Genomic DNA, 12,376 nt, shown 5'->3' on the forward strand with positions numbered 1-12,376 from the left:
AACGATCACGGCGAGGATTGAACGTGGGCGGGAAGCCTAGTCAGAATACGTCCAACTTGGCTCTCCATCCAACCACGTGCGTACCTTACATTGACTGGCCACCTCGGTTGTCAATGAGCCAGCTATCTTGTCAACCCGAACAAATGAGTTGTCCAAAGGGACCAAGTAGCTTGTCCATCTACAACCGGTCAGAAATCCCAGTCCTCGTCCTCGGTGTTCACGGCCTTGCCGATCACGTACGAGGAGCCCGAGCCCGAGAAGAAGTCATGGTTCTCGTCGGCGTTCGGCGACAACGCCGAGAGGATCGCCGGGTTCACGTCTGTCACGGAGGACGGGAACATCGCCTCGTAGCCCAGGTTCATGAGCGCCTTATTGGCGTTGTAGTGCAGGAACTTCTTGACGTCCTCGGCCAGGCCGACGGAGTCGTAGAGATCGTGCGTGTACTGGACCTCGTTCTCGTACAGCTCGAACAGCAGCTCGAACGTGTAGTCCTTGAGCTCCTGGCGGCGCTCCGGCGTCGCGCTCTCCAGCCCGCGCTGGTACTTGTAGCCGATGTAGTACCCGTGCACGGCCTCGTCACGGATGATGAGGCGGATGAGGTCCGCCGTGTTCGTGAGCTTGGCGCGCGAGGACCAGTACATCGGCAGGTAGAAGCCGGAGTAGAACAGGAAGGACTCGAGCAGCGTCGAGGCCACCTTGCGCTTCAGGGGATCGTCGCCGCGGTAGTAGTCCGTGACGATGTGCGCCTTGCGCTGCAGGTTCACGTTCTCCGTGGACCAGCGGAACGCCTCGTCGATCTCCTTGGTGGAGGCCAGCGTGGAAAAGATCGAGGAGTAGCTCTTGGCATGCACCGACTCCATGAACGCGATGTTCGTGAGGACGGCCTCCTCGTGCGGGGTCAGGGCATCCGGGATGAGGCTGACCGCGCCGACCGTCGCCTGCACGGTGTCGAGCAGGGTGAGGCCGGTGAAGACGCGCATGGTGAGCTGCTGCTCCTCCGGCGTCAGGGTGGCCCACGACTGCACGTCATTGGACAGCGGCACCTTCTCGGGCAGCCAGAAGTTGTTCACCAGGCGGTTCCAGACATCCACGTCCTTGTCGTCCTGGATACGGTTCCAGTTGATGGCCTGGACCTGGTCTACGAGCTTCAGCTTCTCGCTCATGGTGTCTTCCTTGTCTGCGTGGGTACTGCCTGGTGTGCCGGAAGCCAGGCCGGGCATACCGCCCGGCCTGGCCAATTCAGTTGCCTAGAGCATGCATGAGACGCAGCCCTCTACCTCGGTCCCTTCCAGCGCGAGCTGGCGGAGACGGATGTAGTAGACGGTCTTGATGCCCTTGCGCCAGGCGTAGATCTGCGACTTGTTGATCTCACGCGTGGTGGCGGTGTCCTTGAAGAACAGCGTCAGGGACAGGCCCTGGTCCACGTGCTGCGTCGCAGCGGCGTAGGTGTCGATGATCTTCTCGTAGCCGATCTCGTACGCGTCCTGGTAGTACTCCAGGTTGTCGTTGGTGAGGTACGGCGCCGGGTAGTACACGCGGCCCAGCTTGCCTTCCTTGCGGATCTCGATCTTCGACGCCACCGGGTGGATGGAGGACGTCGAGTTGTTGATGTACGAGATCGAGCCGGTCGGCGGGACGGCCTGCAGGTTCTGGTTGTAGATGCCGTGCTCCATGACCGAGGCCTTCAGCGCACGCCAATCCTCCTGCGTGGGGATGCGCACGTCGGCGAACAGCTCACGCACGCGCGGCGTCGCCGGCTCCCACACCTGATCGGTGTACTTGTCGAAGAACTCGCCGCTGGCGTACTTGGACTTCTCGAAGCCGGCGAACGCACTCCCGGTCTCGATGGCCATCAGGTTCGACGCCCGGATGCAGTGGTACACCACGGAGTAGAAGTAGATGTTCGTGAAGTCCAGGCCCTCCTCCGAACCGTAGTGGACGCGCTCACGGGCCAGGTAGCCGTGCAGGTTCATCTGGCCGAGGCCGATGGCGTGCGAGGCGTCGTTGCCCTTGGCGATCGAGGGCACCGAGCCGATGTGGCTCATGTCCGAAACGGCCGAGAGGGTGCGGATCGCGGTCTCGATGGTCCGGCCGAAATCGGGCGAGTCCATAGTCTTCGCGATGTTCAGCGACCCCAGGTTGCAGGAGATGTCCTTGCCCACCTGGTCGTAGGACAGGTCCTCGTTGTACGTGGTGGGCTCGGAGACCTGGAGGATCTCGGAGCACAGATTGGACATGATGATCTTGCCGTCGATCGGGTTGGCCCGGTTCACGGTGTCCTCGAACATGATGTACGGGTAGCCGGACTCGAACTGGATCTCCGCGAGGGTCTGGAAGAACTCGCGGGCCTTGATCTTGGTCTTCTTGATCCGGGCGTCGTCCACCATCTCGTAGTACTTCTCGGTGACCGAGATGTCGGAGAACGGCATGCCGTAGACCTTCTCGACGTCGTACGGCGAGAACAGGTACATGTCCTCGTCGCGCTTGGCGAGCTCGAAGGTGATGTCGGGGACCACGACGCCGAGGGACAGCGTCTTGATGCGGATCTTCTCGTCCGCGTTCTCACGCTTGGTGTCGAGGAAGCGGTTGATGTCCGGGTGGTGGGCGTGCAGGTACACCGCGCCGGCGCCCTGGCGGGCACCGAGCTGGTTGGCGTAGGAGAAGCTGTCCTCGAGGAGCTTCATCACAGGGATGACGCCGGAGGACTGGTTCTCGATCTGCTTGATCGGCGCGCCGACCTCGCGGATGTTGGTGAGGGCGAACGCGACGCCGCCGCCGCGCTTGGAGAGCTGCAAGGCCGAGTTGATGGACCGGCCGATCGACTCCATGTTGTCCTCGATGCGCAGGAGGAAGCAGGAGACGAGCTCGCCGCGCTGGCGCTTGCCGGCGTTGAGGAACGTGGGGGTGGCGGGCTGGAAGCGTCCGTCGATGATCTCGTCGACCATCTGCTCGGCGAGGGCCTCGTTGCCGCGGGCCAGGTGCAGGGCGACCATGCACACGCGGTCCTCGTAGCGCTCGAGGTACCGCTTGCCGTCGAACGTCTTCAGTGTGTACGAGGTGTAGTACTTGAAGGCGCCGAGGAAGGTCTCGAAGCGGAACTTCTTCGCGTACGCACGCTTGAAGAGGTCGCGGATGAAGTTCATCGTGTACTGGTGGAGCGTCTCGCGCTCGTAGTACTCGTTCTTCACGAGGTAGTCGAGCTTCTCCTCGAGGTCGTGGAAGAAGACCGTGTTGTTGTTCACGTGCTGCAGGAAGTACTGGTGCGCAGCCTCGCGATCGGCGTCGAACTGGATCTCGCCGTTCGGCCCGTACAGGTTGAGCATGGCGTTCAGCTCGTGATAGCCCATGTCCTTGAAGCGGTCCACTGCGGCTGCGGGAGCACCCGCCTCTGTCTCTGCAACACTCATGTCCAAAACTCTTCCAATCCTTTGGTTACCCGGTCCACGTCCTCGGACGTGCCCATGACTTCAAATCTGTAGAGAACGGGGACGTTGCACTTGGCGGCGACGATGTCGGCGGCAAGGCAGTAGGTCTCACCGAAATTGGTGTTACCGGCCCCGATCACCCCCCTCAGGAGGCTGCGGTTCTGCTGGTTGTTCAGGAACTTCACGACCTGGCGGGGTACCGCACCATTGCCGGTGGTCCCGCCGTAGGTGGGAAGGACCAGGACGTACGGCCGGGCTGCCCGCAGCGTGGGCTCCTTGGTGAGCAGCGGCATGCGGGCGGCCCGGACCCCCAGCTTCTTCACGAAGCGGTGGGTGTTGTCCGAGACGGACGAGAAGTAGATCAGCGGCGCATCGGTGAGGGGTCCCTCGGCGTCCCCGGCAGCAGCCGGTTCAGCGGGGGCGGCTCGGTTGTCCGCGATGGTGACCATCTCAGGATGCCTCGCCGGCGATCCCCGAAGGGACCGGTCAGGCGACCGAGCTGACGGCGGCGTCGGCCAGCAGGTTGATCTTGTCGGGGCGGAAGCCGGACCAGTGGTCGTTGTCCGTGATGACCACGGGGGCCTGCATGTACCCCATGGAGCGCACGCGCTCGAGGGCGGCCGGGTCCTGCGAGATGTCGACGCTCTGGTAGGCGATGCCCTTCTTGTCCAGAGCGCGATAGGTGGCGTTGCACTGTACGCAAGCCGGCTTCGTGTACACCGTGACGGTCATGTCCTGGTCCCCTTTTCTCTACTACTGATACGAGATTCATCGATGAAACAGCTGCCGCGTCATGAGCGGCGCGCGACCCCGGAAGGGGAAGAAATCCGGGGATTCCCGCGTCTGGCAAACCCATGCCGTCCAGCGGCTGTTTCTGTCCTTCGATACTACATCTAGTGCAGGCCCGTGGTGCCAACCCCTAGATGATGTATTACAAGTATGTCATTCGGAGGGGTCGTAGTCCACACGATGTCCACAGATCAGCGCCCAGCGGAACCCCGGGAATCAGCCGATCCGCGGCCTCGCGGGGGCGTCGTCCACAGCTCTGTGGAGGACTTCCGCACAGGCAGAAAAACTTCGTGTCGCGTTCCTCCCGGCGTGTCGCGGTCCTCGCTGCGCCCCTCCCTCTCGAGCACCCGGTGGGTGCGCACCAGTGGCGGGTTCCGCCGTCGGACACCCGCCATGTCTGCGCAATGGACCACAGGGGCTCCGGCCCGCGGCGCCCGTCCCCATCGGAGGCTCGCGGGTAAGCTCGACAGGACCCGTGCCGGCGACGGCCCGGTCCGGACCACGGGATGGAGAGTGCTGAATGGTCAACCCGATCCACCTGCGGACGCTGCTCGAGGTGATCCGCCACGGATCCTTCAGCGGTGCGGCCACCAGCCTCGGCTACACCGCGTCGGCGGTGTCACAGCAGATGTCCGCACTGGAACGCGACACCGGCGCCGCCCTGTTCACCCGCTCGGCCCGCAGCGCCGTCCCCACCGACGCCGCCGTCGCCATGTCCCGGCACGCGGCGAAGGTCCTCACGGACATCGACGCGCTGCTCGCCTCGACCGCCCGCGCCGGGTCGGGCCCGGCGCACGAGCTCCGGCTCGGCATCTTCCCCAGCCTGGCCACGTTCGCGCTGCCGAGGCTCCTCCGCATGCCCGAGTGGCAGCGCCTCGGGGTGTCGCTGCGCCTGTTCGTCGGGGAGCCCGCCCATGCCATCCAGGGGCTGCGTACGGGAGGGGACCTCGACCTCGCGCTCGTCTACCAGGTGGGCCAGGCGGGGCTCGCCTGGCCGTCGACCCTCGGCCGCCAGTGGATCGGCGACGACGACTTCCGTGTCATCCTGCCCGCGAGCTGGGGCATCCGTAGCGGAGCCCGGGTCAGCGCCGACCAGCTGGCCGACATGCCGTGGATCATGCACCACCCCGGCACGGCGGACGCCACGGTGATCGAACGGCTCTTCGCCAGCTGCAACCTCCACCCGCGCATCAGCGCGTACTGCGACGACTTCAACGCCAGCCTCGAACTCACCGCGGCGGGCCTGGGGGCCGCCCTCGTGCCGGAGCTCGCGATGGTCAACCGGCCCGAGGGCATCGTGGCACTGGACGTGCCCGAGATCAGGCTCGCCCGCAGCATCTTCGCGCTCCGCACCGGTGATGCCGACGACGCCCGGGTGCGGCTCTTCCTGGACCACCTGGCCGAGATCCTCCGCAGCCAGAGCATCGCGCCCCGGCACACGACGTCGGACCGCACCTAACCGGCCGGAGCCTCCACGGACGCCCGCACAGCCCGCGCGGCCTCGACCAGGTTCCGCAGTGACTCCTCCGTCTCCCGATACCCGCGCGTCTTGAGCCCGCAGTCGGGGTTCACCCACAGCTGCGCCGCCGGCACATGCCGGACGGCGCGCTCCAGGAGGGCCCGGATCTCCTCGACCGACGGCACGCGCGGCGAGTGGATGTCGTAGACCCCGGGCCCCACACCCCGCCCGAACCCGTGCTGCTCGAGATCGTGCACCACCTCCATCCGCGAGCGCGCGGCCTCGAGCGAGGTCACGTCGGCGTCCAGCCCGTCGATGGCCGCCAGGACGCTGCCGAACTCCGAGTAGCACAGATGCGTGTGGATCTGCGTAGCCGGTGCCGCGGAGGCCGTCGCCAGGGTGAAGGCACGTACGGACCACGCGAGGTACGCGGCCTGGTCCGCCCGGCGGAGGGGGAGCAGTTCGCGCAGTGCCGGCTCGTCGACCTGGATGATGCGGGTCCCGGCCCGCTCGAGGTCCTCCACCTCGTCGCGGAGCGCGAGCGCCACCTGGTTCGCGGTGTCGGCGAGCGGCTGGTCGTTGCGGACGAAGGACCACGCGAGGATGGTCACCGGTCCGGTCAGCATGCCCTTGACCGGCCTGTCGGTGAGGGACTGCGCGAAGGCCGTCCAGGGCACGGTGACGGGCGCGGGCCGGCTGACGTCCCCCCAAAGCAGTGACGGGCGCGTGCACCGTGAGCCGTAGGACTGCACCCAGCCGTGCCGGGTGACGTCGAAGCCGTCCAGGTGCTCGGCGAAGTACTGCACCATGTCGTTGCGCTCGGCCTCCCCGTGCACCAGCACGTCGAAGCCCAGGTCCTCCTGCAGGGTCACGACGCGCCGGATCTCGTCCTGCAGGGCAGCCTCGTACTGCTCCCCCGACAACGCCCCCCGTGTGGCCTGTGCCCGCGCCGAGCGGATCTCCGCGGTCTGCGGGAAGGAGCCGATCGTCGTCGTCGGCAGGACCGGCAGGTCCAGCGCGGCCTGCTGCGCCGTGCGCCGCTCCCCGACGTCGCCCCGGACGAAGTCCGACGGCGTGAGGGCCGCGGTCCGCGCGCGGACGGCCGGGACCTCGACGCCGGGCGCGGTCCGCCTCCCGGCGAGGACCCGGGCGGCGGCCGCGATCTCGCCGTCGATGCTGCCCGGGTGCGCGACGTGCCCTGCCAGGAGGGCGACCTCCTGGATCTTCTGGTCGGCGAAGGCCAGCCACGAGCGTAGCTGCGGGTCCAGCGCCTGCTCGATGCCGGCGTCGTGCGGTACGTGCTGGAGGGAGGTCGAGGTCGTGACGGACAGGGCGACGCCGTCGTTCCTCAGGGCGTCGAGCACTCCGCACGCCGCGGCGAGGTCGGCCTTCCAGACGTTGTGGCCGTCGACCACGCCCGCCACGAGCGTCCTGCCACGCAGCAGGCCGATGTCCTCGGCCGGGGGGACGGCACCCTTGACGAGGTCGAGGTGCACGGCGTCGACCCCGGCGGCGGCGAGGGGTGCGAGCCGGGTCCCGAGGGAGCCGTAGGGGGCGGCGACGAAGATCGCCGGCCGGTCCGCGCCGTCCGTGAGGTGACCGTACGCGTCCCGGACGGCCGCCTCGATCCCCTTCTCGGGCACCACCGTGTCCGCGACGAGGCCGGGCTCGTCGAACTGCACCCAGCGCACGCCCCGGTCCACCAACCGGCGCAGGAGCTCCCGGTACAGGGGCAGCACGTCGTGGAGCCGGTCCAGCGGGATGAAGGCGGGGTCCTCGCCGTCGTCCGCCTTGCTCAGCAGCAGGAACGTCACCGGGCCGATCAGCGTGGGCCGGATCCGGTATCCGGCCCCGGCCGCCTCGTCGACGTCGCGCAGCACGGTCCCCGGGGACAGGGTGAAGGGCGTGGCCGTCCCGATCTCCGGCACGAGGTAGTGGTAGTTGGTGTCGAACCATTTCGTCATCTCGAGCGGTGGGCGCGTCGCGTCGCCCCGCGCGAGGGTGAAGTAGGCGTCGAGGTCCAGGGCGCCGTCGTCGTCCGGCAGGTCCGCGAACCGCTCCGGCACGGCACCGAGCACGACGGCGGTGTCCAGCACCTGGTCGTAGAGCGAGAACGACGCCGGGATGGAGCAGTTGTGCGGGTTGAGCCCGAGCTCCGTCAGGCGTGCGTAGGTCGAGGCGCGGATACGCCGCGCCTCACCCTCGAGGGACTCCCGGTCGGTCTGCCCGGACCAGTAGGCCTCGAGGGCCTTCTTCAGCTCGCGACGCGGTCCGATGCGCGGGTAGCCGAGGATGGTGCTGTGCGGGAACGGTGTGGGCACGTCGGTCTCCTGGTGGCGGCGGAGGGGTGGGGTACGGGGACGCCGGGCTAGAGGGATGCGGCCAGTCCGGCCTGGGGCGGTCGTTCCAGCTCGAGCGCGTCGAGGACATCGAGGGCTGCGGCATGCTCGTTGAAGGTGTAGAGGTGGAGGCCGGGTGCGCCGTCGTCCAGTGCCGCCCGGGCGAGTTCGACGGTGGCCGCGACACCCACCCGACGGCGCTCGCCGTCGGAGCCGGCGGCTGCCAGCCGGGACCACAGGGCGTCGTCGACGTCGACGCCCGCAAGGCCGCTCAGCCGTTCCAGCCGGCGGGTGCTCGTCAGCGGCATGACGCCGGGGATGATCGGGATCGTGACCCCGGCGCGGCGGGCGCGGGTCACGAGCCGTGAGTAGTCGGAGGGCTGGAAGAACACTTGGGTGATCGCGAAATCGGCACCGGCGGCCTCCTTCGCCAGCAGTACCTCGATGTCCTGCTCCAGGTTCGGCGACTCGGGGTGGCGTGTCGCGTACGCCGCGACGCCCACCGAGATGCGGCCTGCCGCGAGCTGGGCGGTCCGCCGGGCCTCGACATCGCGGATGAGCCGGACGAGCCCGTCGGCGTGCTCCACCTCGTCCTCGTCGGGTCCGTAGCCCTCCGGCGTGTCCCCGCGCAGCGCGAGGATGCCCCGCACTCCGCCGCCGATCATCCGGTCGACGATCTCGGTGAGCTCCTCCCGGCTGGTCCCGACGCACGTGAGATGGGCCAGCGGCTTCAGCGTGGTCTCCGTGAGCAGGCGCCGCAGGAGGGTGAACGCGGCGTCCCTGTTGCGTCCCGCTGCGCCGTACGTCACGGAGACGAAATCGGGCCGCGTGTCCTCGAGCCGGCGGATGGTCGTCCAGAGGGAGTCCTCCGCGACGGCGTTCCGTGGTGGGTACAGCTCGTAGGAGAGAGCCGGGTACGCGGGTGCTGACATGGGATCCTCTTCGTACGTGCCACCGCGCCGCCTGCTGCGGCGGAGGGCGGGAGATGGTGCAGGGACATGACGGTGACGGATCACCGTGATACTGCGTACGAATGTCAGGCCCACATGGAGGCACCCACACTTCCTTGCGGAAGTCGCTGACCCGCTACCTTCGGTAGCTAGGCGCCCACGCTACGACAGAGCGGTGGTGCCATCAAGACTCCTGGCCTTCATGACGAACTGCGGCGCCGCCCGGTCAGTCCGACTCCCCCGCGATGTCGCCCTCCTCGGGCACGTCGGCGGTACGCACCGTGTGCTCGATGATGCCCATCTCCTCGAGGCGGGCGGACATGCCGGCGCCGTCGGGGGCGTAGATCCACGGGATGCCCGGGGTGGGCTGCACGCCGGTCTTCGAGCGGCCACCTGCGAGCACTGCCTCGCTCACCGACAGCTGCCGGATCGCGATGGCCCGCACGTTCTCGGGGTGACGGCGGGCGAATTCGGCGTAGATCGCCTCGTCGTGCTGACCGTCGTCGCCGACGAGCAGCCATTTCATCTCGGGGAATTCCTCGGCCAGCCGCTCGAGGGAGAGCCGCTTGTGCTCCTGCCCGCTGCGGAACCACCGGTCGCGCGTCGGCCCCCAGTCGGTGAGCAGCTTCGGCCCTGCCGGGTAGAGGTTCCGGGAGAGGAACCGCGACAGCGTCGGCGCAACGTTCCAGGCCCCGGTGGAGAGATACAGCACGGGAGCCGACGGGACCGTGCGCACGATGCGCTCGTAGAGCACGGCCATGCCGGGGGTGGGCGTCCGCGCGTGCTCGTCCAGCACGAAGGTGTTCCACGCGGCGAGGAACGGTCGGGGCAGCGCCGTCACCATGACGGTGTCGTCGATGTCGGACACGACGCCGAACTCCGTCCCGTCCTCGACGATCCGCACGGGGGCCTTCGCCGCCCTGGAGCCGCCCGTCTGGAGGGTGATGTTGTGCCAGCCGGCGGCCAGGTTCACCGGGATCCGCGCGTCCACCACGCCGCCGCGGTCCGCCTCGACGTCGTGCACCGTGTCACCGATGGTGACGTGTACGACGGCGTGCGCCACCGGCGCGCTCGTGAAGTTGCGCCAGCCGCGCATGCCGTCCTGCAGCGGCTTCAGGCGGCCCTCGTCCGACCCCGGGACGGCGTCCCTCGGATCGCTGAGGACAACGCGTGCCAGGACGCGCACCCACGACGTCGAGCCGTAACCCGTGTAGGGGATGACGGTTTCCATTCGTCCACGGCGGATCGCCCGCCGGGTCTGGAAACGGAGCCAGGCGTCGTCGAGGCGCATGGCGACATGACGCTCCTCGCCGGCGGGGGTCATGGCACGGTCCGGGCTGGTGGAGCGCGCGTGCGGTTTCAGGGGATGTGGGCGCATGGTCCCAGTCTGGCACGACCCACCGCGACGGACGAGCGGAGTCCGCACAGATCACGGGCGGCTAACAACTTCGTATTTCGGATCGGCCGGTCTTGTCGGTGGAGGCGGCGACTGGGACGCTTGGACTTCGATACAGCCAACGATCAGCGGGGACGTCATGGCAGTGGAACGGGATCAGGCGAGCGTGCGCTTCAAGGAAGACCCTGTGCTGCGGAGCTGGGCCACCGAGGCGGAACAGGACCCCGAGACGACGGCGATCGACCTCGCCCATGCCATCCTGTTCGGCCGGGCCCAGTCGGCTCTCGAAGCCGTCGCGGCGGGCGGCGTGGGCCTCACTGCCGATCACGCGCGCGCCCTCCACTTCGCCAATGAGATGGCGGAGTTGCGGCATTACGGACCGCTGATCGCCGTCGACGGCGGGCTTCCCGTCCTCGCACCGGGCGTGCGTGAGGTGATCAACAGCTTCGACGGCATGATGCTCTGGCAGGATCAGCCGCGGTGGGAGCTGTGACGCCCCCGCTCCCCTGACGGGCGCAACGCCACCTGCTTCGGTTGTTCACCCATCCGTGCCCCAGGCGGCGTCGAACATCCTTCAGTCCGCGCGCCCGCGCGACCGACCGCCCGCGTGGCCCACACCCCGAAACTCGGCGGCAGTACCTCGCGCGCGGTGACGCTGTGGTTCCGGGGGTCTGCCGAATGGATACGCACATGATGCAGCGGTGTGACTCCCGAGGGGTGGCGGACCGCAGGACGGGCCGATTCTCGCTCGACGTCCTCCCGCACATGCTCCACCTGCGCTGGACACCACGCATCGCCATCGATCGGAACGACATCACCGGCGTCGGATCCGCCATCGCCATGTCCGGCTCGCCTACCCTGCCGCTGCTGGTGGAGGTGACGAAACTGAAGGAGATCACGTGGGAGGCGAGGACGGCGATCCTCTCCCACGAGTTCCCTGCCCGGGTCGCCGTGCTCGGGACCGACGCCGTCGACCTCGTGCTCACCGCGTTCCTGGTGAAGGCCCGCACCGATGCTCGCTTCTTCACCGAGTGGGAGGAAGCCGAGAGATGGGTGCTTCGAGGCTGAACCGCGAGGGCGGGTATCTGTCACACTCGTGCCATGGTGGCAGTGATCATTCCCTGGAACCCGGATGAGCCTCAGTGGGACGGGCCGTACGTAGCCGACATCGATGCCGTGCGCCGGGACGGCGTGGTCCGGCAGCGCTGGACCCTCCCCGCACTCCTCGCCTCGTCGCACGCCGCCGCACCGCCCACCGCCCCCTCACGCGGCATGGACGTGTGGCTGGTGATCCTCACCGGTCCCCCGGCCGCGCAGGGCCTCATCGGCCACGGCACCCTCGCCGCCGTCGGCGAATCAGAGCCGGAGGATGAGCCGACGACACCGGCGCAGATCGAGTTCGACGCCCTCCTCCCCCACGGCGATCAGCTGGCCTTGACGCGGCTCGTGGAACTCGCACCCGGCGTCCTGGCCGCCGACGGCAGACCGATCGTGATCGAGGGGACGGACGAGGCAGCGCTGCGTACGGCCTGGAGAGAGGCGTTCACCCCCGACGCCGGCTCACTCGATCCGGCCCCTGGTTCCCTGCCGCCGGCGGCCGGCAAGCGGGTGCACGTCAACCGGTTCGAGCACGACCCGGATGTGCGGAGGACGGTCGTCGCCCACCGGGGTTCCGCCTGCCATGCGTGCGGCCTCGACTTCGAACAGAGGTACGGCCTCGACGGCAGCGACCTGATCCAGATGCATCACATCACCCCGCCGGAGTACGTCGACGCCGACTACGCCGTCGATCCGCTCGTCGACCTCGTTCCGCTGTGTCCCACCTGCCATGTGGTTGCCCACAGCCGATGGCCCCGCCCTTATGGTGCCGGTGAGCTCCGGGGGATGCTCGCCCGCAGCGGCTTCCTGCGCGGAGCGGCCCTGACCGACGAGCAGCTTGCCGCGGAGTCGGGCGCGGCGCGCATCCTGGATGCGTCGTCGGGCCCGGACGCTCCGTGACGCCGCGCTCCTGTCGCTGT

General features: G+C 68.1%; 11 protein-coding genes. 4 read left to right on the forward strand and 7 right to left on the reverse strand.

Translation table 11 applies throughout. The features are described from left to right. Positions 1-188: 188 nt before the first annotated feature. The 4 genes from nrdF to nrdH all read right to left on the reverse strand — a co-directional run bounded on the left by nrdF (position 189) and on the right by nrdH (position 4,157). Positions 189-1,163 (reverse strand): class 1b ribonucleoside-diphosphate reductase subunit beta, encoded by a 975-nt coding sequence (gene nrdF / locus AC4D2E_RS07790; protein WP_104164480.1) that lies wholly within the window; start codon positions 1,161-1,163, stop codon positions 189-191. Positions 1,164-1,247: 84 nt separating this feature from the next. Beyond that, positions 1,248-3,407, reverse strand: a complete 2,160-nt coding sequence (gene nrdE, locus AC4D2E_RS07795) for a class 1b ribonucleoside-diphosphate reductase subunit alpha (RefSeq protein ID WP_490952188.1) — start codon at positions 3,405-3,407, stop codon at positions 1,248-1,250. Beyond that, positions 3,404-3,874 (reverse strand): class Ib ribonucleoside-diphosphate reductase assembly flavoprotein NrdI, encoded by a 471-nt coding sequence (nrdI, locus tag AC4D2E_RS07800; RefSeq protein WP_104164476.1) that lies wholly within the window; start codon positions 3,872-3,874, stop codon positions 3,404-3,406. Before nrdI ends, nrdE begins: the two co-directional genes overlap by 4 nt. Positions 3,875-3,911: 37 nt before the next feature. Next, complete coding sequence (gene nrdH / locus AC4D2E_RS07805; protein ID WP_104164474.1) at positions 3,912-4,157, reverse strand: glutaredoxin-like protein NrdH; 246 nt, start codon at positions 4,155-4,157, stop codon at positions 3,912-3,914. Between the two features lie 577 nt (positions 4,158-4,734). On the opposite strand from nrdH, the gene AC4D2E_RS07810 reads away from it, so the two are divergent. After that, positions 4,735-5,673: a LysR family transcriptional regulator gene (locus AC4D2E_RS07810; protein WP_490952189.1), complete on the forward strand. Its 939-nt coding sequence runs from the start codon at positions 4,735-4,737 to the stop codon at positions 5,671-5,673. On the opposite strand, the gene metE is transcribed toward AC4D2E_RS07810, so the two are convergent. The 3 genes from metE to AC4D2E_RS07825 form a co-directional block, all read right to left on the reverse strand. Continuing rightward, positions 5,670-7,994, reverse strand: coding sequence for a 5-methyltetrahydropteroyltriglutamate--homocysteine S-methyltransferase (metE, locus tag AC4D2E_RS07815; protein WP_490952190.1), 2,325 nt, complete (start codon positions 7,992-7,994; stop codon positions 5,670-5,672). The two genes, AC4D2E_RS07810 and metE, sit on opposite strands and share 4 nt — an antisense overlap. A 47-nt stretch (positions 7,995-8,041) precedes the next feature. Continuing rightward, positions 8,042-8,944, reverse strand: coding sequence for a methylenetetrahydrofolate reductase (locus AC4D2E_RS07820; RefSeq protein WP_490952191.1), 903 nt, complete (start codon positions 8,942-8,944; stop codon positions 8,042-8,044). A gap of 244 nt (positions 8,945-9,188) precedes the next feature. After that, positions 9,189-10,340 carry an App1 family protein phosphatidate phosphatase gene (locus AC4D2E_RS07825; RefSeq protein ID WP_490952192.1) on the reverse strand — a complete coding sequence of 384 codons (1,152 nt, stop codon included), beginning with the start codon at positions 10,338-10,340 and terminating at the stop codon, positions 9,189-9,191. 157 nt (positions 10,341-10,497) lie between these two features. Between AC4D2E_RS07825 and AC4D2E_RS07830 the strand changes: the two genes are divergently transcribed. From AC4D2E_RS07830 to AC4D2E_RS07840, 3 genes are all read left to right on the forward strand, one after another. Then, positions 10,498-10,851: a hypothetical protein gene (locus AC4D2E_RS07830; protein ID WP_490952193.1), complete on the forward strand. Its 354-nt coding sequence runs from the start codon at positions 10,498-10,500 to the stop codon at positions 10,849-10,851. A 197-nt stretch (positions 10,852-11,048) separates the two neighbouring features. Continuing rightward, positions 11,049-11,426, forward strand: coding sequence for a hypothetical protein (locus AC4D2E_RS07835; RefSeq protein ID WP_490952194.1), 378 nt, complete (start codon positions 11,049-11,051; stop codon positions 11,424-11,426). A 33-nt stretch (positions 11,427-11,459) separates the two neighbouring features. Continuing rightward, positions 11,460-12,356: an HNH endonuclease gene (locus AC4D2E_RS07840; protein ID WP_490952195.1), complete on the forward strand. Its 897-nt coding sequence runs from the start codon at positions 11,460-11,462 to the stop codon at positions 12,354-12,356. The last annotated feature ends 20 nt before the right edge of the window (positions 12,357-12,376 follow it).

The sequence above is a fragment of the Arthrobacter sp. TJ-265 genome (genome assembly GCF_058269135.1).